The organism is Affinibrenneria salicis, assembly GCF_008710095.1.
In genome coordinates this window covers 34955-60502 of the sequence record NZ_VYKJ01000001.1, presented here as the reverse complement: position 1 = coordinate 60502, position 25548 = coordinate 34955, and the positions used below count along the sequence as shown (strand labels likewise).

The 25548-nt window shown below is 61.1% G+C and carries 21 protein-coding genes and 1 pseudogene; 6 read left to right on the top strand and 16 right to left on the bottom strand.

Annotated features, from left to right (window positions below; translation table 11 throughout):
- Positions 1 to 11: 11 nt before the first annotated feature.
- The 4 genes from pssA to trxC form a co-directional block, all read right to left on the bottom strand.
- A complete protein-coding gene (pssA, locus tag FJU30_RS00295; RefSeq protein WP_150433828.1) occupies positions 12 to 1373 on the bottom strand; it encodes a CDP-diacylglycerol--serine O-phosphatidyltransferase in 1362 nt (453 codons plus the stop codon).
- 298 nt (positions 1374 to 1671) lie between these two features.
- Positions 1672 to 4335 carry a bifunctional acetate--CoA ligase family protein/GNAT family N-acetyltransferase gene (locus FJU30_RS00290; RefSeq protein ID WP_150433455.1) on the bottom strand — a complete coding sequence of 888 codons (2664 nt, stop codon included), beginning with the start codon at positions 4333 to 4335 and terminating at the stop codon, positions 1672 to 1674.
- 35 nt (positions 4336 to 4370) lie between these two features.
- Positions 4371 to 5090, bottom strand: a complete 720-nt coding sequence (locus FJU30_RS00285) for a tRNA-uridine aminocarboxypropyltransferase (protein ID WP_150433454.1) — start codon at positions 5088 to 5090, stop codon at positions 4371 to 4373.
- A gap of 84 nt (positions 5091 to 5174) precedes the next feature.
- Positions 5175 to 5594: a thioredoxin TrxC gene (trxC, locus tag FJU30_RS00280; RefSeq protein WP_150433453.1), complete on the bottom strand. Its 420-nt coding sequence runs from the start codon at positions 5592 to 5594 to the stop codon at positions 5175 to 5177.
- Between the two features lie 574 nt (positions 5595 to 6168).
- On the opposite strand from trxC, the gene FJU30_RS00270 reads away from it, so the two are divergent.
- Positions 6169 to 7329, top strand: a complete 1161-nt coding sequence (locus FJU30_RS00270; protein ID WP_150433451.1) for a tRNA/rRNA methyltransferase — start codon at positions 6169 to 6171, stop codon at positions 7327 to 7329.
- A 72-nt stretch (positions 7330 to 7401) separates the two neighbouring features.
- Here FJU30_RS00270 and emrB read toward each other — a convergent pair whose 3' ends face one another.
- The 3 genes from emrB to mprA form a co-directional block, all read right to left on the bottom strand.
- Positions 7402 to 8937: a multidrug efflux MFS transporter permease subunit EmrB gene (gene emrB / locus FJU30_RS00265; protein ID WP_150433450.1), complete on the bottom strand. Its 1536-nt coding sequence runs from the start codon at positions 8935 to 8937 to the stop codon at positions 7402 to 7404.
- A gap of 17 nt (positions 8938 to 8954) precedes the next feature.
- A complete protein-coding gene (gene emrA / locus FJU30_RS00260) occupies positions 8955 to 10130 on the bottom strand; it encodes a multidrug efflux MFS transporter periplasmic adaptor subunit EmrA (RefSeq protein WP_150433449.1) in 1176 nt (391 codons plus the stop codon).
- Positions 10131 to 10340: 210 nt separating this feature from the next.
- Positions 10341 to 10856 carry a transcriptional repressor MprA gene (gene mprA / locus FJU30_RS00255; RefSeq protein ID WP_150433448.1) on the bottom strand — a complete coding sequence of 172 codons (516 nt, stop codon included), beginning with the start codon at positions 10854 to 10856 and terminating at the stop codon, positions 10341 to 10343.
- Between the two features lie 416 nt (positions 10857 to 11272).
- Between mprA and FJU30_RS00250 the strand changes: the two genes are divergently transcribed.
- A complete protein-coding gene (locus FJU30_RS00250; RefSeq protein WP_223881481.1) occupies positions 11273 to 11494 on the top strand; it encodes a 3-keto-5-aminohexanoate cleavage protein in 222 nt (73 codons plus the stop codon).
- A gap of 49 nt (positions 11495 to 11543) precedes the next feature.
- On the opposite strand, the gene proX is transcribed toward FJU30_RS00250, so the two are convergent.
- The 5 genes from proX to FJU30_RS00225 form a co-directional block, all read right to left on the bottom strand.
- Positions 11544 to 12539 (bottom strand): glycine betaine/L-proline ABC transporter substrate-binding protein ProX, encoded by a 996-nt coding sequence (gene proX / locus FJU30_RS00245; RefSeq protein ID WP_150433446.1) that lies wholly within the window; start codon positions 12537 to 12539, stop codon positions 11544 to 11546.
- 87 nt (positions 12540 to 12626) lie between these two features.
- Positions 12627 to 13787, bottom strand: coding sequence for a glycine betaine/L-proline ABC transporter permease ProW (gene proW / locus FJU30_RS00240; RefSeq protein ID WP_150433445.1), 1161 nt, complete (start codon positions 13785 to 13787; stop codon positions 12627 to 12629).
- The gene (gene proV, locus FJU30_RS00235; RefSeq protein WP_150433444.1) at positions 13780 to 14982 is read right to left on the bottom strand and encodes a glycine betaine/L-proline ABC transporter ATP-binding protein ProV; all 1203 of its coding nucleotides are present in this window, start codon (positions 14980 to 14982) and stop codon (positions 13780 to 13782) included. Before proV ends, proW begins: the two co-directional genes overlap by 8 nt.
- Before the next feature lie 936 nt (positions 14983 to 15918).
- Complete coding sequence (locus tag FJU30_RS00230) at positions 15919 to 16689, bottom strand: amidohydrolase (protein WP_150433443.1); 771 nt, start codon at positions 16687 to 16689, stop codon at positions 15919 to 15921.
- Positions 16677 to 17837, bottom strand: coding sequence for a pyridoxal phosphate-dependent aminotransferase (locus tag FJU30_RS00225; RefSeq protein ID WP_150433442.1), 1161 nt, complete (start codon positions 17835 to 17837; stop codon positions 16677 to 16679). The genes FJU30_RS00230 and FJU30_RS00225 overlap by 13 nt, the downstream gene beginning before the upstream one ends.
- A gap of 221 nt (positions 17838 to 18058) precedes the next feature.
- On the opposite strand from FJU30_RS00225, the gene FJU30_RS00220 reads away from it, so the two are divergent.
- Genes FJU30_RS00220 through FJU30_RS00210 form a run of 3 tightly spaced genes read left to right on the top strand, consistent with a single transcriptional unit; the run spans position 18059 to position 19898 of the window.
- Positions 18059 to 18673, top strand: coding sequence for a methylthioribulose 1-phosphate dehydratase (locus tag FJU30_RS00220; RefSeq protein WP_150433441.1), 615 nt, complete (start codon positions 18059 to 18061; stop codon positions 18671 to 18673).
- A complete protein-coding gene (mtnC, locus tag FJU30_RS00215) occupies positions 18670 to 19359 on the top strand; it encodes an acireductone synthase (protein WP_150433440.1) in 690 nt (229 codons plus the stop codon). The genes FJU30_RS00220 and mtnC overlap by 4 nt, the downstream gene beginning before the upstream one ends.
- On the top strand, positions 19356 to 19898 hold the full coding sequence (locus tag FJU30_RS00210; RefSeq protein ID WP_150433439.1) for a 1,2-dihydroxy-3-keto-5-methylthiopentene dioxygenase: 543 nt from the start codon (positions 19356 to 19358) through the stop codon (positions 19896 to 19898). The genes mtnC and FJU30_RS00210 overlap by 4 nt, the downstream gene beginning before the upstream one ends.
- Positions 19899 to 19947: 49 nt before the next feature.
- Here the strand turns inward: FJU30_RS00210 and FJU30_RS27540 are convergent.
- Together FJU30_RS27540 and mtnA are read right to left on the bottom strand one after the other, a co-directional pair.
- Positions 19948 to 20055, bottom strand: a pseudogene (locus FJU30_RS27540) (S-methyl-5-thioribose-1-phosphate isomerase); the annotation flags it as partial.
- A gap of 27 nt (positions 20056 to 20082) precedes the next feature.
- The gene (mtnA, locus tag FJU30_RS00200) at positions 20083 to 21114 is read right to left on the bottom strand and encodes an S-methyl-5-thioribose-1-phosphate isomerase (protein ID WP_150433438.1); all 1032 of its coding nucleotides are present in this window, start codon (positions 21112 to 21114) and stop codon (positions 20083 to 20085) included.
- Positions 21115 to 21428: 314 nt separating this feature from the next.
- Here mtnA and mtnK point away from each other — a divergent pair, with 314 nt between their 5' ends.
- Positions 21429 to 22631: an S-methyl-5-thioribose kinase gene (gene mtnK, locus FJU30_RS00195; protein WP_150433437.1), complete on the top strand. Its 1203-nt coding sequence runs from the start codon at positions 21429 to 21431 to the stop codon at positions 22629 to 22631.
- A 10-nt stretch (positions 22632 to 22641) separates the two neighbouring features.
- Here the strand turns inward: mtnK and yajD are convergent, their stop codons facing one another.
- Both yajD and fadE read right to left on the bottom strand, forming a co-directional pair.
- Positions 22642 to 22995 carry an HNH nuclease YajD gene (yajD, locus tag FJU30_RS00190; protein WP_150433436.1) on the bottom strand — a complete coding sequence of 118 codons (354 nt, stop codon included), beginning with the start codon at positions 22993 to 22995 and terminating at the stop codon, positions 22642 to 22644.
- 92 nt (positions 22996 to 23087) lie between these two features.
- Entirely contained in the window at positions 23088 to 25526 is a 2439-nt protein-coding gene (fadE, locus tag FJU30_RS00185; RefSeq protein ID WP_150433435.1) for an acyl-CoA dehydrogenase FadE, read from the bottom strand.
- Positions 25527 to 25548 lie beyond the last annotated feature (22 nt).

Sequence of the window (25548 nt, the reverse complement as noted above, 5' to 3'; positions counted from 1 at the left end):
CCGCGCGGCGGCTACAGGATGCGGCTGATCAGCCGGTCGATGCGAATGCGGCGCAGGCGACGAATCAGTTTACGCACCTTGACCGGATACTGAGCGATGCTTTCCAGCTCCATATAGCTTTTCACCCGCGTAGTGTGCGTGCGGATACAGGCCAGCTCCTGCTGGCGCTGTTCCTGCAGGCGCTGCTGCGGATCGTGGATCAGAATGGCGTTTTCCAGATCCAGGCGCCAGGCGCGCGGATTCAGATTGTTGCCGGTCAGCAACTGCCAGCGATCGTCGACCCACATGCCTTTGAGATGAAAACTATTGTCTCGATCTTTCCACAGCCGTACGGTCAGGCGCTGTTCGTCAATGTAGTGCTGCAGGCGGCTGAGGAAACGGCGTAAATTGATTTCATACAGGTAGGGCAGCGCGCCGATAATCTTAAACGGCTGATCTTCAGGAATATAAAAATCGTTGGCCGTTTTATCGCCGACGATAATCTCCACGCGCTTCCCCTCGCGCAACAGGCGAATGATATTGCGCACCAGCAGCGCCGGCAGATTGAAGTATGGCGTACAGATCACCAGTTGGCTGTCGGTACAGTACATCAAATGGTGAATGGTTTTATTCAGCGGGCTCTGCTTGCCCAGCCCGACCAGCGGGGTGACGGTCAACTGGCTGTCGATGTCCGCATCCGGGCTGGCTGGCGTGCGGTAGCCGGCGATGCGCAGAGCCTGACGCAGCTGGCGGGTTTCGTTTTTTATTTCCAGGCTTTTGGGACGATCCGCCCGATCGAGACGCTGCACCGCGGGCGAGGTCAGCAGGCGTTGAATATAGCTGCACATGGTGTCCGACAGGATCGCGTTCTGGATCAGCTGATAGCGATCGTAACGGTACTTCTCATGCTGATGCAGATAGACGTCGTTCAGGCTGGCGCCGCTGTACAGCACGGTATCGTCGATGATAAAGCCTTTCAAATGCAGCACGCCGAGCGCTTCGCGGGTATTCACCGGCACGCCGTAAACCGGCAGGTTGAGGCCTTCGTGGCGCCGGGCCAGATCGCAATACCAGTCCGCGTTGGTCTGTTCGGCCGCGGCGCCAATGCGTCCGCGCTGCGCGCGGTGCCAGTCGACCAGCACGCAGATATCCAGATCGGGATTCAGCTGTTTTGCCTGATAGAGCGCCGACATGATCCCCTGACCGCCGTCATCCCGTTCCAGGTAGAGCGCGACCAGATAGATACGTTTTCTGGCGTTAAGAATGGCGTTTACCAGCGTCGTACGGAAAAGTTCAGGTGAATGGAGGGTCTGAATATCTTCCGCTGTCTGGGGGATTTTCGGTAATTGTGCAAGGTGTTGTTGATATTTATTGCGTTTAAATTTGGACAACATCACAGTGCGCTTCTTCTCTCATTGTTATAGGGCCGCAGCCACGGTCAGACATGATTTATACTCTTCATCCTGCAGGCCGCGGGCGCGTTGGCCGCGCCGAACCGTCCGGCTTGTTCTGCGGGCCTGCCTCGGCGGCGGCGTCGCGTTGATCATTGACGCCGGGGATCGATCCGTCTTCCCGCCGCCTGCCATCCGTTGGGCATAAAGGGACGAATCGGGCGATAATACCACTACTTCACTGACGTTGTGAGCATGTTTTGCCTTTCTCGGGCGGATTGTCCTGGGCGCGTGCGCGATATCACGTCTCGTGCCGGCCGTTGAGCGCCAGTTCCAGCGCCACGATACCGTCCTCCAGCTGTACGTCCTGTCGGAACCCCAGCTTTGCGGCCAGCGCCAGCATACCCCGGTTGTGGGGCATGGTAATGCCGGTCAGGCGCAGCAGGCCGTGCGCGCGGGTATAGTCGATCATTTTTTCCAGCAGTCGGCGCCCCAGTCCCAGTCCTTTCAGATCGGAACGGACCAGTACGGAAAATTCGGCGTCGATATTATCAGGATCGGAAACGGCGCGCGTGACGCCGGCGATCGCCGCCGTGCCATTTTCCGCCTGACGCAGCGCGACAAAGGCCATTTCCCGATCGTAATCAATCTGGGTCATGTTGGCTAAATCCTCATGAGAGAACTCGTTGATCTCGCTGAAGTAGCGATAATAGAGATCCTCTTTCGTCACTCGCGCGATAAACGATTTCAGCAGCGGCTCGTCCTCCGGCAGGATGGGACGGAACAGACAGCGGTCGCCGTTTTTCAGCGTTACCCACTCTTCCAGTTCGTGCGGATAGGGGCGGATCGCCAGACGCGACTGCGCGTCGCCGCTGAAGGGCGCGAGGTGCAGCGTGACGTCCAGCAGGGTGAGTTCGCTGCCGGACGCCAGCAGCGGATGGATATCCAGCCGGGTGATCTCCGGGCAATCCAGCACCAGGTTGGACACCTGCACCAGCAACCGGCTCAGCGCGGGTATATCCAGCGGACGCAGGGCGCTGCGGCCGCTGATCTTGCCGCTGTTGACCGCCTGCAGCACCAGGTCGCGCGCCAGCGTCATATTGAGCGGTGGCAGCGCGACAGATGCCTGATTGGTCTGTCGCCACTCGATGCCGCCGTCGCCCAGCATAATCAACGGCCCGAACACCGCGTCCTGTTCGACCGCGACTCTCAGTTCCTGGGCGCCGGCGCGGTTGGCCATGCTCTGCACCAGCAGGCCGTGAATGCGCGCCTGCGGCCAGGCCCGGCGCACGCGATCGAGAATGGCGTCCGCCGCCTGTTGCACCTCGCGGGCGGTACGCAGATAGAGCATTACGCCCTGGACTTCCGACTTGTGCGGAATATCGGGCGAACGCAGTTTTATCGCCACCGGATAGCCGATCTGTTTTGCGATGGCTGCCGCTTCGGCGCTGTCGCCGGCGATCCAGGTGGGCAGAGTGTTCAGGCCGTAAGCCTGCAGTATTGGCTGCACCTCGTGGGTATCCAACTGGTTCGCGCCTGCGGCCAGCGCCTGCTGAATCAGATGGTGCGCCTGGCCGGCGTTGATCGACAGATCCGGAGGCAGCGCCGGGGTTTCTCTGAGCTGCCGCTGGTTGCGTCGATACTCCACCAGATGCATAAAGGCGGTGACCGCGCCCTCCGGCGTGCGGTAGGTCGGAATGCCGGCGTCGTTGAACAGACGCCGCGCTTCGCGCGACGAATATTCCCCGCTCCAGTTGGTCAGCAGCGTGATGTGTTGCGCGCGCGCATGCTGTTTCAGCACGCGGATCAACTGCCCGGCGCTTTCGGTCGCCGGCGCGGCCGCGCTGGGGGCATGGATAATCAGCAGCGCGTCGAAGTCATGACCGTCGAGCAGAATGGACAGGGCGGTCACATAGCGCTCGCCGGTGGCGTCGTCGCCTAAATCCAGCGGGTTTTCCGCGTGGATCTCCGGCAGCGCGGCGCGCAGCGCCTGCCGCACGGGGTCGCTCAGGCTGGCCAGCGTACCCTGGCGGGCCAGCAACTGGTCGACGGCCAGCGCCGCCGGTGAAGCGCCGTTGCTGACCAGCAGCAGACGCTCGCCGCGCAACGGCCGCAGGTGGCTCAGCGTTTCGACCGCGGAAAACAGTTCGTGCGTATCCTGCACGCGCAGCAGGCCGGCGCGCCGGATGGCCGCATCGTAGGCGGCGTCCAGCCCCTGGATATGGCCGTTCAGCAGGCGCTGGGCCTGCGGACTGCGCCCGCTCTTGATCACCAGAATCGGCCTGTTGCGCGCGGCGCTGCGCGCGGCGGAGAGAAAGCGCCGCGCGTCGCTGAGGTGCTCCAGATGCAGCAGAATGGCGCGGGTTTTGCCGTCGCGCGCCAGAAAGTCCAGCAAATCGTCGATGTCGATATCCAGGCTGTCTCCCAGCGCGATAAACCAGGAAAAGCCGATTTCTCGCTGCTGCGCCCAGTCCAGAATGGTATTGGCGACGGCGGCGGACTGCGAGATAAAGGCCAGTTTGCCCGGCAGGATCGGCACCGGTGAAAAGCTGGCGTTAAGCCGCTGCCACGGCGCCAGCAGCCCCAGACTATTGGGGCCGAGCAGCCGCATTTCGTAACGGGCGGCGCAGGATTTCAGCTCGGCGAACTGCGCCGGCGGTGCCGACAGGATAATCGCCGCCCGGCAGCCGCGCCGGCCCAATTGCTCCAGCAGCGCCAGATTGCGGCTGGCGTGGGTGCAAATGACGGCCAGATCGGGGACGATGGGCAGCGCGGCCACCTCGGGGTAGGCCAGTACGCCGCACACTGCCGGGTAAGCCGGCGTCACCGGCAGGACCGGGCCGCTAAAATTGCCGTCCAGCAGGTTGCGCATCATCAAAAAACCCGCTCGCCCCGCCTTTTCGGAGGCGCCGACGACCGCGATGGATTTGGGGCGAAGTAAGGCTTCCAGTCCGCGCTGACTCATAGCTGGCTCCGGGCAGATGAACAATCGTTCTGATATTAACCGCTTTTGTCGGACTTTGCTGTGATGGCCGGTGGGCTTTCCCGCAGGGTATGGTGCGATTTGCCGGCCAGGTAGTGGGCGCGGAAGCGGTCGAAATGCGCGGCCAGGGCCGCCGCCGCCAGCTGGTCGCCGGCCTGGTTCAGCAGAGCGACGGCGATTTCCGCCGTGCAGTGCTGTCCGCAGGACGAGGCTTCGCGCAACTGGTAGCGGGAAAAGGCGTCGACGTTGAGCGATAGCAGCGGCAGCGCGTCCAGATACGGGCTTTTGCGATACATCTTGCGCGCTTCCGGCCAGGTGCCGTCCAGCATCACGAACAGCGGCGGTTTTTCCGTCGCCGGCAGCGTGTGGCTCACCGGGCGCACGGCGGCCTCTTGCTCATCGGCGAGAAAAACCAGCCAGGGCTGGCGCGTCGGGTCGCGCAACGCCTGCAGCAGCGCCGGGTCGGGCGCGGTGCGCGACCAGAGAAAGGCCTGGGTATCCGGCAGAATATCGGCGATAAGCCGGCCGGTATTGCTGGGTTTGAGCGGTTCGGTATCGAACATGATCAGACAAAAACGGCTGCGCGCCGGCCGGGGTTGAATAGTATGGCACAGGCAATTTTTGACCGGCAGCAGACAGCGCTGACAGCGGACGACCCGGCAGCCGCGGGCGCGGAAAGGCCGGGTGGACTGCGTCAGGCGCAGCCGGCGCAGGGTAAGGACGGCATTGTCAGGCATGATAGACCGCGCTAAAAAGCGTTATTCTACCCGACGGCCGACGCAGACCAAAGCGTCGCCGTCGGCGGCCGCCGTTTTTTCACGCTACAGCGCTTCATCCAGCCACTGATCGAACTCGGTTTTCGGCATCGCGCCGCCCAGCATGTCGATCAGCTTGCCCTGTTTGAAGATCATAATGGAGGGAATGCTGCGAATGCGGAAGCGATCGCTGAGCGCCGGCTCCGCTTCTGTATTAACCTTAACGAAGCGCAGCTGACTGCCGCGCTGCTGCGCGCTGGCGGCGAAAACAGGCGCGAAGTTGACGCAGGGAGAGCACCAGGGCGCCCAGAAGTCGATGACCACCGGCAGATCGTCCTGCAGCAGTTTGTCCAGCGTCTCCGCGCTGGCGTTAATGACCTCCCCGCTAAACAGGCGATGGCCGCAGCGCCCGCATTTGGCGTGGTCGTCAGCCCGTTGCGCGGGCAGGCGGTTGGTGGTCTGGCAGGCGGAACATACCGTATTCATAAGCAAGCCTCAAAGGAAAAAATGCAATGAACGCGCTATTATCACGCAGGCCGTCTGCCCGCCGTTTTATCGATTGCCGCTGGCCTGTTGCGCGCGGAATCCGGCGGGTAGCGTGGTCTGGCGCTTCATTACTGACGATACCCCAAATAATGCAAGTTGCAGGAAGGCGGCGACGCAGCGACAAATTCGTCGGCAACGAATGTGTTCAGCCAACGGCTGACCTCCGCTGAGAGACAGGGTGTCTCTCATTCATCCCCAGAGGCTTACACCAGTAAGCGTCCGGGGTGAGCGACAACGCTGTCGGCAGCGGAGTTGCACGCCGCTGCCGGCGGCCCGGTAAGGGCCAGCCCCATGGCGGAGGCGAGTCACAAAACCAACGCACCTGCATTTTGCAGCATGAAGGGTATATACCGAATTTAGTGGGCTCTAAGTATGGCGAGCAGAGTGCGTGTGAACAACGTGGTTTGTTCGATGGTTACAATAGTTTCTGGCTTTGATAAAAGCCGGTAGCGCAGCGGGTGTACATAAGGTAATCTTCGCGCCCGGTGTACCGATCGCACAGGTGGAGATAACGATGAGCGATTCATTCAGTGGTAAAAGCGGCAAAGTTCGCGTGATGTATGTCCGTAGCGATGACGAGAACGGAAAAGACAATAAAGGGAAGCGCCCGGCCGGCAAAGGCGGACGGGACGATAATCGCCGGCGCGACGGTAATCCGCGCGACAAAAATCCGCGCAATGCCCGCGGCGAAGGCGGCGACTCCCGTCAGCGTTCTTCCCGTGACGGCGCGCCGCGCGATAATGCCTGGCGCAATGAGCGCGCCCCTGGTGAATCCTCTCGTCCGCGTTCCGACCGCCCGCGTCGCGACACCTCGGGAGAGAGCGGAGGCGCTTACGATTCGCCGTGGCGCACGGTTTCGCGCGCGCCTTCTGATGAGGAAGAAACGCCGGATCACGGCGGAATCAGCGGCAAGAGTCAAATCGATCCTGAGCAGATTCGGCGTCAGCGCGCGGAAGAGACGCGCGTCTACGGCGAAAAAGCCTGTCATGCGTTGTTCAGCAACCGGCCGGACGCTATTGTCCGCGCCTGGTTCCTGCAGGAAGTCACGCCGCGTTTTCGCGAAGCGCTGCGCTGGATGGCGGCCAATCGCAAAGCCTACCATGTGGTGGATGACGAGGAACTGAGCAAGGCCTCGGGCACCGATCATCACGGCGGCGTTTGCTTCCTGATCAAAAAGCGGCAGGGGTTGGATGCGCGGCAATACCTGGAACAGCAAAGCGCGGAGCGAGACTGCGTGCTGGCGCTGGAGAATGTCGGCAACCCGCATAACCTGGGCGGCATTCTGCGCAGCTGCGCGCACTTCGGCGTACAGGGCGTGCTGCTGCCGGATCCGGCGCTGCTGGAGTCGGGCGCGGCGATCCGCACGGCCGAAGGCGGCGCGGAGCACGTGAAGGCGATCGGCGCCGACGATCTGGCCGCCGAACTGGAGGTGTTCCGCCGCGCGGGCTACACCATCGTCACCACCACCAGCGCTAAGGGCACCTCGCTGTCGCAGCTGGCGCTGCCGAACAAAGTCGTGCTGGTGCTGGGGCAGGAAGGCAATGCGCAGGCCGCTCCGTGGCTGCGCGGCGATGTTAACGTGTCGATCGACGGCACGGGCAAAGTCGAAGGTCTGAATGTGTCCGTGGCCACCGGTATTCTGCTGGCCGAATGGTGGCGCCAGAGCCGCGCCTGAGCCTTAAACGGGCGGCTGTCCGGCCGCCCGTTGCGTTACCCTCTCATACCTTTCCTTTCGGCAGAATGACGGCTAGTGCGCGCCGCTTTTGCGACCGCCGGCGGTAAACGGCGGCCGGGCAAACCACACCAGTACCAGCAGCGCAAGAAAGATGCCGGCCGCCGCCCAGAAGATTTCGTTAGCCGAAATGATAAGACCCTGAGCGGTGATCTGCTGCGCCAGCCAGCTCGATACCTGCTGCTCCGTCATGCCTGACTCCTGCATTTTCTGGTAAATTTCCTGCGTCAGCGGATTGTAGGGATTGACCGATTCCGTCAACTGAGCATGGTGCAGGGACTCGCGCTGGGTCCACAGCGTCGTGGTCAGCGAGGTACCGATCGAACCGGCCAGCGTGCGGGTAAAGTTGGACAGGCTGGAGGCGGCGGCCATACGTTCCGGCGGCAGCCCCGACAGCGTGATGGTGGTGAGCGGCATAAAGAAGCAGGCCACGGCGAAGCCCTGCATAAACTGCGGCCAGGCCGACGCGCCAAAGTCCATACCGGGTTCGAAGGTCCAGGCGCGCCAGTAGAAACAAACGGCATACATGATAAAGCTGAAGCTGACCAACTGACGCATATCCAGCCGCGGCGCGAAACGGCCGATGATCGGCGACAGCAGCACCGGCATCAGCCCGACCGGCGCGGAGGCCAGTCCGGCCCAGGTCGCGGTATAGCCATAGACCTCCTGCAGCAGCTGAGGCAGCAGTACGATGGCGCCAAAATAAAACATATAGGCCAGGCTGAGGCACAGACAGCCGATGGTGAAGTTGCGCGACTTAAACAGCGACAGATCGACGACGGGGTGCTCGTCGGTCAGCTCCCAGACGATAAGCAAGGTGATGCACACCACGGCCAGCGCCATCAGTACGATAATTTCCGACGAGTTGAACCAGTCCAGCTCCTTGCCGCGGTCCAGCATCATTTGCAGGCTGCCGATGCCGACCACCAGCAGGGCCAGCCCGATGGTATCGATTGGGCGGATCTCCGTTTTGGTTTCCCGCCCGCGCAGGATCTGCGTAGTGATCAGCACCACCACGATTCCCAGCGGGACGTTGATAAAGAAGATCCAGCCCCAGTGGTAGTTGTCGCTGATCCAGCCGCCGAGTATCGGCCCGCAGATCGGGGCGACCACCACGGTCATCGACCAGAACGCCAGCGCAATGCTGCGTTTGGCCGGCGGATAGTTGTTCAGCAACAGGCTTTGCGACAGCGGAATGAGCGGACCGGCCACGATGCCCTGCATTACGCGGAAGAAAATCAGCATTTCCAGGCTGGTGGACATGCCGCACAGCCAGGAGGTGAGGGCAAACAGCCCGGTCGCCCACAGAAACAGACGCACCTCGCCAAAGCGTTTCGCCAGCCAGCCGGTGATGGGGATCGAGATCGCATTCGCCACGCCAAAGGAGGTGATAACCCAGGTTCCCTGAGAGTTGGAGGCTCCCAGGTTACCGGCGATGGTCGGGATGGCGACGTTGGCGATGGTCGAATCCAGCACCTGCATAAAGGTGGCCAGCGAAAGCGCCACGGTCAGCCAGGCCAGGCTCGCACCGGTAAGCGGTTTTTTTTGCACGCGTATCTCCCGATGGATTAGCCGGCGTTGGCCTGAATGATAGAGGCGATCATCTGGTTTACCGGCGCTAAATCAAGCGCCAGCGCGTCGCTCTGGTAAGCCGGGCTGGTGCGCGCCTTATCGGCCAACACCGGTCCCTGCTGGTCGCGGGTATCGACCTTAACCAGGGTGGATAAGCCGATGCGCAGCGGATGTTCGGCCAGCTGTTGCGCATCCAGTTCGATACGCACCGGCAGACGCTGCACCACCTTGATCCAGTTGCCGGTGGCGTTTTGCGCCGGCAACAGAGAGAACGCGCTGCCGGTGCCCATATCCAGCCCGACGACGGTTCCCTTGTACACCACGCTGTCGCCGTAAATATCGCTGATTACGTTGGCCGGCTGACCGATACGCATGTTTTTCAGCTGCGTTTCCTTGAAGTTGGCGTCAATCCAGAGCCGGTCGGCCGGCACGATGGCCATTAACGGCGTGGCGGTGGTGATGCGCGCGCCGACCTGCACGCTGCGGCGCGATACATAGCCATTCACCGGACTGACGATTTGGGTGCGCTGCAGGGCCAGCCAGGCGTCGCGCACCTGCGCGGCCGCCTGTTGCACCGACGGCTGCTGCTCCAGCGGCGTGTTCAGAATCATGGCCTGATTGGCCTGGTACTGCTGCACCGCCACTTCCAGCGAGGCGCGCGCGCTGGCGACGGCGTCCCGCGCGTGCTGAACTTCTTCCCGGCCGATGGCGTTGGCGTTGCCCAGCGTTTCGCGCCGGCGCAGGTCGCTTTGCGCCTTGTTTAATTCCGTCTGATTCAGCTCTATGTTGGCCTGGTACTGCCGGCCGTTGACAATCAGCTGGTGAACCTGACGCACGCTGCTGGCCAGCGCGGTCTGCGCGCGCTCCAGCGCCTGGCGGGCATCGGTGGGATCGAGCACCACCAGTACGTCGCCCTGTTTGACCCGGTCGGTGTTGTCTACGTTAACCTGGGTAACGCTGCCGGCCACTTGCGACATCAACTGAACCTGATTGCCCGCCACATAGGCGTCATCGGTTTCCTGATGGTGACGCAGCACCAGGAACCAGTAGACCAGCCAGGCGCAGCCGACCAGGACAAAAATTATCGTCAGCAGCGTCAGAATACGTTTGCGCTGCCGTGCCTTATTCTTCTTATTCTGTGGTGGTGGGGTGGTTTCCACGCCTGTAGTCATGGTGTTCTCCAGTATTGTTATTCTTGCTCTTGATGACCTTCTCTGTACGCGCCGCGGCGACGGGCGCGCACTGCCCAGCCAGTAGAGTCGATCAGCAACGCGGCCCGTCGGCGGGCCGCGAACAACAAAAGCCGTTACGCCTGCTCATCACAAGATGGCGAGGTAACGGAGATTGTTGTGGATTAGGCCGTTCAGCGGGCGGCGTTCAGATCACAGGATCGGGATATCGTCGATTTTATCGATCTGCACCAGCAGTTTGCGCATCAGCATCTCGAGCTGCTTTTGTTCTTCCGCGCTCAGCGTCGACCAAAGGAAGTGGAGACAGGTGTGCTGCGGCGGCAGCAACTGATCGAGAAACGCCTTTCCTTCCTGAGTCATATGAAGATGCAGGCAGCGGCGGTCGCTGTCGCTCTCACGTCGCTCTATCCAGCCGCATTTTTCCAGTTCATCCGCGATGCGGGTGGCATTGGTGCGGGAAGAGCCCAGCGCGGCGCTCAGTTCGGATGGTTGGATACTGTAGTCCGGCTGGGACTCCAGCGTCAGCAGCGCCATAAACAGGGTTTCGTTGATACCCTGCGCTTTGAGCATTTTATTGCGGTGCTCCAGGATCTTACTTTGCATGTGCATGCACAACCGCAGCAGCAGCACTTCCTGATACGGAAAGTCAGGCCGGCGTTTGGCACGCAAATTTAACATTTGTTCTATCGGGGAAAACGAGCTATCCATACTGTGCACCTCATTAGTAACACGCATTATAATAACGTAAGTGACTAGTTAGGTAAACGTCACACCCGCCGGCGCGGCGTATTTATTTGTGACAGAAAGTAAGCGTCCCGCCGAATACCGCATCGCCCGGCGGCGGCGTGCGCCGTCTGGCCGGCCCTTGCCGGGGGCAACGCGCTTTCCCGCCGTCAGTTAATGATAGCTGCCACGTTATTGACAAATATGAGCGACTAAAGCATTTGGTCAGATTAGATACGCGCGCTGGGTCCAGCGCTGCCGGAGGGGGATAAGTTATCCGCTATCTCCTCATCGCGCCGTACATGCCGAAGAATAATGGCCGTGGTGGGCGTCGGTCCTGTGATTGCTCGCTTAAATAAAGGCGTCGCCGGCATATCGGCGACGGGGACTGGCGCGGGTATTTGCCGATCATCGACGCGGCGCTGGCGCTCGGTGGCCATCTGCGGGTGGGGATGAAAGACAATATCCTGTATCGCAAAGGAGAGCTGGCGCGGTCTAACGTTCAGTTCGTGGAACGGGTGAAGCGCATCGTAGCGGAGTGGGATCGCTCGGTGGCGCCGCCGGATGAAGCGCGGGCGCGGCTGGGATTCATGCGTCAGGGAGAGGCCGGCGCGCCGCAATAAGCGCGCCGGGAGCGAGCAGGGCGGAGTATACCGCCCTGTGCCGGAGAGGTTATTTTGCGGCGTCGGCGGCCGTTTTCACCCAGCCGTCAAACAGCTGCTGGTGAGCGGCGATCCAGCCGTTAACGTGGCGTTCGATATCCGCCTGCGAGGCTTCGCCCTGATGCATCCGCATGTTCTGCGCGTTGATGTCGCTTACCGGCACCTTCATGATGGCGAACAGTTTAGCCGCGGCCGGATTTTTTTCCGCCCACTGCTTATTGGCGGCGATATGGATGGTGTTAACCGGGAAACCATAGTCGGCGCCGTTCGGCAGTTTGGTGCTGACGTTTTGCATCTCGCCCGGCTGGGAAGAGAACGGCACCTGTAACCAGACCACGTCGCGGCCGGGCACCAGCACATCGCTGACCCAGTACGGTGTCCAGGTGTAATACAGGATCGGTTTGCCTTCTTTAAACCGGGTGATGGTATCGGCGATCAGCGCGGCGTAGTTGCCCTGATTGTGCTCCACCGTCTTCGTTAAGTCGTAGGCCTTCAGATGATGGTTAATCGACGCTTCGCAGCCCCAGCCCGGCGTACAGCCGGTCAGATCCGCCTTGCCGTCGCCGTTGGTGTCAAACAGACGGGCGATTTTCGCATCTTTCAACTGGGCGATGTTGGTGATGTGGTACTGCTGCGCCGTTTTTTTGTCGATCAGATAGCCCTGCGCGGCGCCGGAGACATAGACGCCCTGACGGTAAAACTTCGCGTCGCCGCCGGCGGCTTTATACATATCGACCTGCAGCGGATCCCAGCTCACCGCCATAAAGGTGGTGTCGCCCGAAGCGATGGAGGTATAGGCTACGTTGTAGTCGACTTCGCGCTGCGGCTGGACGTCATAGCCCAGTTTTTCCAGCGCTTTGCTGACCAGCAGCGTCTGGAAGGTTTCTTCCGACAGGGTGCTTTGTACCGGTTGAACAGAAACGCCTTTGCCAGGCAAATCGGCTGCGGAGATTTGTGTGCTCACCAGTGTGGTCAGGGCCAGAGCCCAGAGTCCTGTTTTGCGCATGATGTTTCCTTTTTTCTGTTTACCAGAGTTGATATACCCTGCGGCTTTGCGGCGGCGGCCGCCGCAATCCGTCGGGTATGAATAGAATTATTTAATGAATGGTCGGGTCAGCAGACCAATCGGCCCGCCGGCGTACCAGCGCTGATTGCCGCGGCTGCGGTTATCGCGGCCCAGCGACTGCGTCAGACGGTCGAGGATAATCGCCAGAATGACGATCCCAACGCCGCCTACGGCCGCCAGTCCCATATCGAGACGGCCGATGCCGCGCAGCACCATCTGACCCAGACCGCCGACGGCGATCATCGACGCGATGACCACCATGGACAGCGCCAGCATGAGCGTCTGGTTAACGCCGGCCATAATGGTCGGCATGGCCAGCGGCAACTGCACTTTAAACAGCATCTGGCGCGGGCTGGCGCCGAAGGATTCACCGGCCTCGATCAGGTCTTCCGGCACCTGGCGAATCCCCAGGATGGTCAGACGTACGATCGGCGGCAGGGCGAAGATAATGGTCACCACCACGCCCGGGACGTTGCCGATACCGAACAGCATGACGATCGGCACCAGATAAACGAAGGCCGGCGTAGTCTGCATGGCGTCCAGCAGGGGACGGATAATGCGCGCCGCCCGTTCGCTGCGCGCCAGCCAGATGCCGAGCGGCAGTCCTATCAGCACGCAGAAGAACAGCGCGGTCAGCACCAGCGCCAGCGTCACCATCGCCTGCGACCAGGCGCCGATCGCGCCGATGGCAATCAGCGACACCAGCGTGGCGACGCCCATGCCGAGGCTGGACATCTGCCAGGCGATCAGGGCGAACACCAGAATGGCGACCGGCGCGGGCATACCCAGCAGCAGCTGTTCGAAGCCGCGCAGAATAAAATCGACCGGCACGCGAATGCCCTGAAACAGCGGTCTGAAGTGCAGCACCAGCCAGTCGATGGCGACGGTGACCCAGTGATCCAACGGGATCAGGGTATCTTTAAACGGATCGAGCAGGCTGAAGTGCTCGCTGGTCGGCGCGGGCGCGCTGTTCAGCCAGTCTGCGCCTTGCTGCGCCGCCTGATGGGCGCCGTCGGCCGGCGCGCTGTTCCAGGCATCGGCGCCGTTTTGCGCCGCCTCGGCGGAGCCGGCGGACCAGGGATCGGCGGCGGCATCGGCCGGGACCGACTGGGCGGCGTCAGCCGCCTGTGCCGGGGCGTTGCCTGCCGGCGCCGTGGTTTCCCACGGGTTAGTCTCTTGATTACTCATTATTCGTTCCCTCTTTGTCCAGGGCCTGTAACAACATGCCTTTTGAAATGATGCCGATGTATTCGTTGTTTTCGCCGATTACCGGGACGGCGCAGGGCGCCTGGGCAACCGGAGAGATCAGCTCACTTAGTGGCATATCGGCCTGTACCGGCGCCGGCTCGCTTAACAGGGCGTGCTCCAGCGTCTGCTGTTCCGCCAGCGCTTTTTTCAGAGAGTCAATGGATACCACGCCGATAAACTTCTGCCCGCGCTCCAGTACATAGCCGTAGTCGCGGTCTTCGTCCTGCAGCAGCTTCAGCGCCGAACGCGGCCCGACCCCGGGCGTTTTACGAATCAGGGTAACCGGACGGCGCTTCGCGATATCTTTGGCGCTGAACACCTGGCTGATGTCCACGCCGCGGAAGAAGGTCTTCACATAGTCATTGGCCGGATTGTTGAGAATCTCATCCGGCGTGCCGACCTGGATGACCTCGCCGCCGTGCATGATGGCGATACGGTCGCCGATGCGCATCGCTTCATCCAGATCGTGCGAGATAAAGACAATGGTGCGTTGCTGACGCGACTGGAGCTTCACCAGTTCGTCCTGCATTTCGCTACGGATCAGCGGATCGAGCGCGGAGAAAGCTTCATCCATTAGCAGAATGTCCGGGTTGTTGGCCAGCGCGCGCGCCAGACCGACGCGTTGCCGCATCCCGCCGGAGAGTTCGTCCGGCCAGGACTGGGCGCGACTGTCCAGACCTACCTGACGCAGCGCGTCCATCGCTTTTTTCTCGCGCTCCGTTTTGGACATGCCGGCCAGCTCCAGCCCGAATGCGGTATTATCCAGAATATTCAGATGCGGCATCAGCGCGAAAGACTGAAATACCATACTGATCTTTTCCCGCCGGACGCCGCGCAGGGCGCTGTCGGAAATTTGCGCGATATCTTCGCCATCGATCAGAACCTGTCCGCGGGTCGGTTCTATCAGACGATTGAGAAGGCGTACCAGGGTGGATTTACCCGAACCGGATAACCCCATGATGACAAATATCTCGCCTTCTTCAATGGCCAGACTGGCATTTTTTACCCCTACAGTCAGACCGGTTTTTTCGAATATCTGGTCTTTATTCATACCGCGATCGATCAGTTTGAAGGCTCGATCGGGATGCTCACCAAATATCTTATAAAGGTTCTTTACTTCGAGTTTAATTGCCATGAATTTATTGTTTTCCTGTAGTGACTTATAATATATAAATCCGTCCTGATGAAAGTGAAAAACGCCCTATACCCTAACACACTCAGATTCTGAGGCAACCCCCGTTAGTCTGATATAACAGGGGCCTGCACGTCATTTATCCTTGTGGGATAACAATAATTTACGCGCATCGGGAAGGTCGTTTTTTCTTTCTTTTTTAACGGCTGAATTTAATATAAAATTCATATATTACAAAATGTTATTGGTTTTGTTCTTTGCAATTTCAACGATTTGATAAATCGTTTTTTGTTTTATGCGGCGCATCGTGATTTATCTCGTTTTTATCCGGGGAGATTTTTTGTGATATATCTCTGGTTTTAGGCCTCTGTCGGTGAAGATAACACAACGGCCTGAACAGCATTTCAACGGATAAACACGTCAGCCGCTTTTAAGTATAGCAGGTAATTGTCATGCGGATAATCTGCGGGAAATATAGCCGTCCAGAGCGCTATAAAATATAGCGCCGATGGACCTATTTCTCTGCGCTAAAACTCAGTTAGCGGCCCGCATATTTCCCTCGCCATTTTCTTCATTATTATCCGCATTTATCCGCGCTTCAATTCGCGAGCGCGCTCGATATATCCACCGGAGATTTATTCGCGGAGAATGGCTGGCGACAATGATTGACGGGATGATTAGCGGGGACAGAGGGAAGCGTCAGTCGGCCGGGCGGGAACGCTAAATAGCTTCACATGATAGCGCTACACATGCAGGACATGACATCCCGCCAGTACTGGCTTCGTACGATGAGACGTGAAACGTCAATGTGCGGAGGTATTTAGCTGTCGGCGCGCAGTGGCTGGTCGATGCAGGGAAGCCGACGACGGCCGGCGCAGCGCGGCGGTTGCCGCGCTTCAGATTCGAATCCGGGGTCGCGGGCCGCCGGCGTTTACTCGTTTACTGCAGCGTGAAGCGATCGGCGTCGCGCCAGGCGGGGAAGGATTCCCGGTAGCTCTGCAGCGCTTCCAGCGACAGTTCGGCGTCCAGACGCGCGCTTTCGTTGGCCTGCGCCTGCGCCAGAATTTCTCCCTGCGGGGTAATAATCCGGCTGTCGCCCTGATAATGATGGCCGTTGCCGTCCGTTCCCACCCGGTTACAGCCGGCGACATACGCCTGGTTCTCTATCGCCCGGGCGGCCAGCAGCGTCTGCCAGTGCGGCGCGCGCGGCGCGGGCCAACTGGCTACATACAGGGCGAGATCATAATCCTGATGGTTGCGCGACCAGACCGGGAAACGCAGGTCGTAGCATACCTGCGGCAGAATGCGCCAGCCGCGCCATTCGACCAGCGTGCGCTGCTGGCCGGCGGTGTAGTATTCATGTTCGCCCGCCATGCGGAATAAATGACGTTTATCGTAGTGATGAACGTTGCCGCTCGGATCGACCAGCAGAAAGCGGTTCACCGCTCCGCGCGCGGTTTGCAGCGCGACGCTGCCGCCAATCATCGCGTTGCAGCGCTGCGCCCACTCGCTCATCCAGTTCACCACCTCGGCCTGCGGCAGGGCGTGCTGCGGGGCGTCCATGGCGAAGCCGGTGGTGAACATCTCCGGCAGGATAATCAGATCGCGTCCCTCAATGCCGGCCAGCTGGTTGGCGAAATGGCGCAGGTTAGCCGCGCCGTCCAGCCAGATTAGCGGATGTTGCAGCAGGGTGAGTTTCAGAGTTGACATAAGCGCTCCGCAGCCGCGTCCAGCGTGGCTTCCTGTTTGGCGAAGCACAGACGAATTAATCTGTGCGGGAAAGGTTCGGCGCAGAAGACCGACAGCGGAATAGCTGCCACGCCGACCTGCTCGGTCAGCCAGCGGCAGAAACTCACGTCGTCCAGATCGGAAATCGCGCTGTAGTCGGCCAGCAGGAAATAGGTTCCTTCGCACGGCAGCACCTCAAAGCGGCTGGCGGCCAGCCCCTGCACGAAACGATCGCGTTTGGCGCGGTAAAAATCGGGCAGTTCGCGCCAGTGCTGCGGCTGGTCGTTGAGCATATCGGCCAGCGCCAGCTGGGCCGGCGTATTGACCGAGAAGGTCAGATACTGATGGATCTTGCGCACTTCCGCGCTGATGGCGGCCGGCGCCACGCAGTAGCCGACTTTCCAGCCGGTCATATGAAAGGTTTTGCCAAACGAAGAGACGGCGATCGCGCGTTGACGCAGTTCGTTGTGCGCCAGCACGCTGGCGTGCCCGTCGCGGGCAAAACAGATATGTTCGTAGACCTCGTCGCTGAGCACATAAATTTCGCGTTCGGCAATCGCCTGCCACAGCTGACGAAAATCCTCCGCCAGCCACACGGTGCCGGAAGGATTGTGCGGCGTGTTGAGAATCACCAGCCGCGCGCGCGCGCTCAGCAGGCCGGCGAACTGCGACCAGTCGACGCGAAAGGCCGGCGGCTGAAGCGGCAGACGGCGCAGGATGCCGCCCGCCAGCGCGACCGCCGGGGCATAACTGTCGTAGCTGGGATCGAAGCAGATCACCTCGTCGCCAGGGCGCACCAGCGCGGTGATTGACGCATACAGCGCTTCCGTGGCGCCGGCGGTGACGGTGATTTCGCTGTCGGCGTCGGGCCGCCAGCCGTACAGTTCGGCCGTTTTATCGGCGATCGCGCTGCGCAGCGACGCCACGCCTGTCATCGGCGCGTACTGGTTGGCGCCCTGGCTAACGTGCCACGCGAGCCGCTGTTGCAGCCAGGGCGGACCGTCAAAATCCGGGAAACCCTGCGACAGGTTGATGGCTTTGTGTTGCTGAGCCAGCGCGCTCATTTGGGTGAAAATGGTGGTGCCCAGCGCGGGCAATTTACTTTCGGGGACGAGTGGGGTGCTGCTCATGACTGAAGGGGACTCCTGCAAGCCTGTGTTGCCGATAATATAACACGATGTTAATATTTAGCAATCAAGATACCCAGACGTTTAAACGGCTAAATACAATAAAGTTCTATCGTTATATACCTAATAGATTTCAGGGGAAAGCCATTACTGCGCTAACCTGAAAACCGGCGGCAACAGCTTACGCCGCTAACGGCCATCACATTGAGCTAACAGGATGAGAAATGACGGATAATCCGCAACTTAACGCGTTGGTTGATGCCTGCCACTGGATAGGACTGCGGGGCTGGTGTCCGGCCACCGGGGGAAATATGTCGGTGCGGTCGGGTGAATATCAGTGCCTGATCTCGGAGTCCGGCAAGGATAAAGGCGCGCTGCGGCGCGAGGACTTTTTGCCGGTCGAGATCGCTACCGATCGGGTGCTGGACAGCCGGACCCCATCTGCGGAAACCGGTCTGCATACTTTATTATATCGTCTGGACCGCGGGATCGGCGCGGTTCTGCATACGCACTCGGTCAACGCCACCGTGCTGTCGCGCGTGGAGCGCTCGGACCAGCTGGTGCTGCAGGGCTATGAGATGCAGAAATCGCTCGGCGGCCAGCGCAGTCATCGGGATCGCGTGGCGATCCCGATTTTTGACAACGATCAGGACATTCCCGCGCTGGCGGCGCGCGTGGCCGACCGGGCGCAAAGCGCGCCGTTGCGCTACGGGTTTCTGGTGCGCGGCCACGGGCTGTACTGTTGGGGAGCGGACGTGAAAGAAGCGCGCCGTCATCTGGAAGGGCTGGAGTTTCTGTTCCAGTGCGAACTTCAGCGGCGTCTGCTGGAGGCGAAATGATTCAGGCGATTGTGACCGATATAGAAGGCACCACCAGCGATATCCGCTTCGTGCATAACGTTCTGTTTCCTTACGCGCGCGCGCGGCTGGCGGAGACGGTGCGCCGGCAGGCGCACAGCGAGGAGATCGCTCAGGCGCTGCAGGCGCTGCGTCAGGAGACGGGACAGTCGGACGCGAGTAGCGACGCCCTGATCGCCACCCTGCTGCGTTTTATGGACGAGGACCGCAAATCGACCGCGCTCAAGCTGCTGCAGGGCATTATCTGGCGCGGCGGCTATCAGAACGGCGATTTTCACGGCCATGTCTATGCGGATGTGGCGCCGCAACTGACGGAATGGCGGCGTCAGGGCGTGCGTCTGTTCGTCTACTCATCCGGCTCGGTGGAAGCGCAGACCTTGTTGTTCGGCCACAGCGAAGCGGGCGATCTGCGGCCGCTGTTCAGCGGCTATTTTGACACCCGGGTCGGCGCCAAACGCGAGTCGGCCTCCTATCATGCCATCGCCGGGGAGATCGATCTGCCTGGCGGACAAGTGCTGTTTTTGTCCGATATCCATCAGGAGCTGGACGCCGCGCAGCAGGCGGGCTGGCACACCCGCCAACTGATCCGCGGTCCGGCCGATGCCGCCAGCCGCCATATTCAGGTGACACGTTTTGACCAGATTAATTTACGGGAGTTTTGCCAATGAGTGCACTGACCATCTTTAGTGATAACGATGCCCGCCAGCCGCTTTGGCAAAGCCGGGATGCCGAAGCCATTCGCCAGCAGTTGGCGGAAATCGGCGTACGGTTTGAACGCTGGCGCGCGGATCGTCCGCTAAGCGCTTCGCCTGCGGCGGAAGAAGTGCTGGCGGCTTATCAACACGAGATCGATAAGCTGGTGGCTGAAAAGGGTTACCAGAGCTGGGATGTGATCAGCATGCGCGCCGATCATCCGCAGCGCGCCGAATTGCGCACTAAGTTTTTAGTCGAGCACACGCACGGCGAAGACGAGGTGCGTTTTTTTGTCGAGGGCGCCGGATTGTTTTGCCTGCATTTGAATGGAAAAATTTTCCAGATTCTGTGTGAGAAGGAGGATTTGATCTCGGTGCCTGCGGGGACCGCGCACTGGTTCGATATGGGGCCGGAGCCGAATTTTACCGCCATCCGCCTGTTCGACAATCCGGAAGGCTGGGTCGCCCGCTTTACCGGCGACAAAATCGCCGACGCCTATCCCAAACTGGCCTGATCGATCCCCGGTACAGCCGGCGGACGCGCACCGTCCGCTGGCCGCCCGTTTATGCCGACAGCGGGCGCTGAAAAATACCGTCCTTCGCCTGCTGCGGCGTGATCACGCCGCAGTCCAGCACCCAACCGCTGATGAGCGCGGCCGGCGTGACGTCGAACCGGTACGTCGTCCGCTGGCCGCCCGTTTATGCCGACAGCGGGCGTTGAAAAATACCGTCCTTCGCCTGCTGCGGCGTGATCACGCCGCAGTCCAGTACCCAACCGCTGATGAGCGCGGCCGGCGTGACGTCGAATGCTGGGTTATAGACCGGTACGTCGTCCGGCGCCCACTGGCAGTGGCCGAAACTGCCGGCGGCGCCGGTCACTTCGGCCGCCGCGCGCTGCTCTATCGGGATCGCCGCGCCGTTCGGGCAGTGTGGATCGTGCGTGGTGTGCGGCGCGGCCACATAAAACGGAATGTGGTGATAGTGCGCCAGCACGGCCAGGCTGTAAGTGCCGATTTTGTTCGCCACATCGCCGTTCGCGGCGATGCGGTCGGCGCCGACCCAGACGGCGTCGACTTGGCCCTGAGCCATCAGGCTGGCGGCCATCGAATCGCAGATCAGACGTCGGGGAATGCCCAACTCACCCAGTTCCCAGGCGGTTAGTCGTCCGCCCTGCAGCAGCGGGCGGGTCTCGTCCACCCATACCTGCGCCACCTTGCCCTGCTGATGAGCGCGCAGCAGCACGCCAATCGCCGTACCGATGCCGGCGGTAGCCAGGCCGCCGGTATTGCAGTGGGTCAGCAGCCGGCTGCCCGGTTTGACCAGTTCCGCGCCCTGAACGGCGATGCGCTCGCATAGCGCTCGATCTTCTTCCACCAGGCGCAGAGCCTCGTCCGCCATGGCGCGGCGATAATCCGTCATGTCCAGCGCCTGCTGCATGCGATCGAGGTTATTCATCAGATTGACCGCGGTCGGGCGCGCCGCGCGCAACGTGTGCAGCGCCAGCGTCAGCGGCTCCCGCGCCATTCCCTGTTCGGCCAGCAGCGCCAGCAGCAGGCTGGCAGACAGACCAATCAGCGGCGCGCCTCGCACGCGCAGAGCCTGAATGTGGTCGACCAGCGTCGCGACGTCGGGGCAGAGGCACCAGCGGGTTTCTTGCGGCAGCGCCTGTTGATCGAGGATCCACAGCTGGTTATTCACGATCTTCAGGCTGGTTGTGTTAAGCGATTGCATGATGAGTTAAATCCATGTTGCGTTATTGCGTCAATATTCTTATTCTGTCAGGATGTTTTATGGATGTATAGACGTCCATACTCTTTTATGCCTAAACAATGAATATGACAGCGTCAGATGGCTGACGACGCGAGTTACCGGGCTGGGCATAGCGGCGTAAGACGCCGATAAATGTGCCGGTAACCCGATTAAATAACGCTCGCGTTGGCCCGCGGCGGGTTCAGGGGGCGCTAATTATCGCCCTCAGTACGTTGCCCCGGGGGACGCGAACTTACAGACGCTGTTGTCAGCAAACTCAGTTTAAGAGGTGATTGATGTCCGGTTATCGTACCTTTGCTGCCGATGATGCGGTTGAATATGCGCGCCAGTACGGCGGAATTGCCGATGCCGGGTCGCTGGTGTCGGCCGACGAAGTGGGCGATGGTAATCTGAATCTGGTATTTAAAATCCGCGATCGCCAGGGCGCGAGCCGGGTGATAGTGAAACAGGCGTTGCCTTACGTGCGTTGCGTGGGCGAATCGTGGCCGCTGACGCTGGATCGGTCGCGCATTGAGGCGGAAACGCTGCTGACGCACGCCCGCTATTGCCCGCAGCATACGGTAAGGGTGCTGCACTACGACGCGCAACTGGCGGTTATGGTGCAGGAAGATCTTTCCGATCACCGTATCTGGCGCGGCGAGCTGGTTCAGGGCATCTGGTATCCGCAGGCGGCGGCTCAACTGGGCGAGTATCTGGCGCAGACGCTGTTCCATACTTCTGATTTTTATCAGCCGGCGCAGGAGAAAAAGGCCGGCGTGATCCGCTTTACCAACCCGGAACTGTGCCAGATTACCGAAGACCTGTTCTTTACCGATCCCTACATCGATCATGAACGTAACCAGTTTGACGCGGTATTGCGGCCGACGGTGGACGCTCTGCGCCAGGACGGCGAGCTGAAGCTGGCGGTGGCGGAATTGAAACACGGTTTTGTCAGCAAGGCGCAGGCGCTACTGCACGGCGATATTCACAGTGGTTCGATTTTCGTTACCGAGGGGCGGCTGAAAGCGATTGACGCCGAATTCGGTTTTTACGGGCCGATCGGCTTCGATGTGGGCAGCGCGCTGGGCAATCTGCTGCTCAACTACTGCGGCCTGCCCGGTCTGCTGCGCGCCGATGCGGCCGGCGTCGCGCGCGAACAGCGGCTGCAGGACGTGCGCGCGCTGTGGCAGACTTTCTCCGACCGTTTTCTGGCGCTGTGCGGCAGCGAATGCCGCGAACCCGCGCTGGGCGCGCCAGGCTATGCCGGGCGTTTCTTACAGCAGGTGTGGCATGACGCGCTGGGGTACTGCGGTACTGAGTTGATCCGCCGCACTATCGGTCTGGCGCACGTCGCCGATCTGGACGGCATTGTCGATGGCGACGCGCGCGCCGCCGCGCAGCGCCATGCGCTGGCGCTTGGCCGCGTGCTGATCATTACGGCGCCGCAACTGGCCGATATGCAGGCGTTGCTGGACGCGGTGCGACGCTGCGCGGACTAAGCGACCGGCGTTACTTTTTGCCTTTTTTATCCAGCATGGCTTTCAGATCGGCGAACGGATTGTGGGTTGCCACGCCGACATCTCGCTGTGCGTCTTCGCCGGCCACCACCGTTGAACCGTAGGTGTCCGCCTCGGTGTATTTTGAATGCTCATGGTCGTGGCAGTACAGGCACAGCAGCTCCCAGTTGCTGCCGTCCTCCGGGTTGTTGCTGTGGTCGTGATCGATGTGATGCACCGTCAGTTCGCGCAGGTTCGAGTAAACGAACTCGCGCGAGCAGCGGCCGCATACCCAGGGAAAGAGTTTCAGCGCCTTTTCGCGATAGCCGCTTTCGAGTTTTACATAGTTTTTTGGAATATAAGCCATAGCGGGGTTGCATTCATCCGGCAGTCAAACAGAAGCCCTTATCTTAACGTAGCGCCGATCGGCATCCTATGACTTTCTTGCCGTCGGCGCGTTCAGGCGGCCGCGCTGTTGTCCGGTTTGCGGCGCGCCGGCTGGCGGGCGCCCAGCGCCTGCGGTTCGAAGTCATCGACGTTAATGGCGCGCAGCCGGCTGGCTTCCGCCTGAATGAGGATATCCGCTTCCTGTCGATCGAGCCGGCCTTCCTCCAGCGCCTGAGCGGCCAGTTCATCGAGACGCATAAAGGGCAGGCTGCGCCCCGTTTCTTCGCACAGGCGCTGGTGGATCGACTCCGCGGCGATGATGTCGTGCAGCGCGGCCTCCATCTGGCCGACCGGATTGTGCGCGCCGGGCGTCAGAGACTGGCCGCGGCCGAGACGGGCGCGGGTGGCTGACGGCGTTTGCATCAGCCGTGCCAGCTGGCGATCCAGTCGGTCGGACGGCGCGTGGGCGCGCCGTCCAAAGGGAAAAATGATCAGCCGCAGGACCAGCGCTACGCCGCGGCGCGGATAGTTGCGCAACAGCGCGTCGATCGCTTGTTCCGCCTGGTGCAGGCAATCCTGTACGCCCCAGTGCAGCAGAGGCAGATCGGCCTGCTGCCGACCCTCTTCGTCATAGCGTTTCAGCGCGGCCGAGGCCAGACACAGCTGGCTGAGCAGGTCGCCCAGCCTGGCCGAAAGGCGTTCCCGCCGTTTCAGCCCGCCGCCCAGCAGCGCCATGCTGACGTCGGCCAGCAGCGCCATATTCGCGCTCAGCCGGTTCAGACGCTGGTAGTAGCGTCGGGTGGCGTCGCGGAACGGCGCCCGGCTGGCGCGCCCGTTGGTCAACCCCAGCCACAGGCTGCGCGCCAGATTACTGCCGAGATAACCGAGATGGCCGGTCAGCGCCCGGTCGAAGCGGCGCAGGTCGCCGGCGCGGGCGGCCTCCATCTCATCAAGCAGATAGGGATGGCAGCGAATCGCGCCCTGGCCGAAGATAATCATACTGCGGGTCAAAATGTTGGCCCCCTCGACCGTGATGGCGATGGGCGAACCCTGCCAGCTGCGGGCGATAAAATTCGCCGGCCCGAGGCAGATGCCCTTGCCGCCGAGAATATCCATCGCGTCCATCACCGCGCGCTGGCCGCGCTGGGTGCAGTGGTACTTGACGATGGCGGACAGCACCGCCGGTTTTTCCCCCTGCGACAGCGCGCCGGCGATCAGCGTGGCCGCCGCGTCCATCACCCAGACGTTGCCGGCGATACGCGCCAGCGGTTCTTCGATTCCTTCCATTTTTCCGATAGCGATCTTGAACTGACGGCGGATGTGGGCATAGGCGCCGACGGCCAGCGCGATCGATTTCAGACCGCCGGTCGAGTTGGCCGGCAGGGTAATGCCGCGCCCGACCGACAGACACTCCATCAGCATGCGCCAGCCCTGGCCGGCCATCGCCGCGCCGCCGATGATGTAGTCCAGCGGAACAAAGATATCTTTTCCCTGAGTCGGGCCGTTCTGGAACGGGATATTGAGCGGAAAGTGGCGGCGCCCGATCTGCACGCCGGGCGTGGCGACGGGGATCAGCGCGCAGGTGATGCCGATATCTTCTTTATCGCTCAGCAGATGCTGCGGGTCGTACAGGCGGAAAGCCAGTCCGAGCACGGTGGCGACCGGGGCCAGGGTGATGTAGCGTTTATTCCAGTTCAGCCGCATGCCGAGCACCTGTTCGCCCCGCCATTCGCCGCGGCAGATAACGCCGCTGTCCGGGATGGCGCCGGCGTCGGAGCCGGCTTCCGGGCTGGTCAGAGCAAAGCAGGGAATATCCTGGCCGCTCGCCAGACGCGGCAGATAGCGATTCTTCTGTTCGCGGGTGCCGTAACGCTGCAGTAGCTCCCCCGGCCCCAGGGAATTGGGCACGCCGACGGTAATGGCCAGAATGCTGGAGATGCCCGCCAGTTTTTGCAGCACCAGCGACTGGGCATAGGCGGAGAACTCCAGCCCGCCGTACTCCTTTTTGATAATCAGAGCGAAGAAACGCTGTTGTTTCAGAAACGCCCACAGCGCCGGCGGCAGATCCGCCAACTGGTGGGTAATCTCGAAATCATTGGCCATGCGGCACGCCTGCTCGACCGGTCCTTCCAGAAACGCCTGCTCTTCCGGCGTCAGGCGCGGAGCAGGCTGCGCGTGCAGCTTTTTCCAGTCGGGCGCGCCGCCGAACAGATCGGCTTCCCACCAGGTGCCGCCGGCATTAATCGCCTCTTTTTCCGTTGTGGACATCGGCGGGATGACGGCGGCAAAGCGCGTCAGCGCGCGGGCGGACAGCAGCCGGCGGCGCAGCGGCGCCAGGATGAGCGGCAATAGCGGCAACAATAACGCCAGCGTCCAGGGCGACCACCAGCGCAGCGCCACCATCGCGGCGATATAGCCCATCAGCAGCAGCGCGGCTGGCCAGCGCGCTATCCGCAGGTAAAACAACGCGCCGATAAGCGCCAGTAGAGCGAGAAGCGTGACGGTGACCATGGATTAGCTCCCGGCGGAAAGA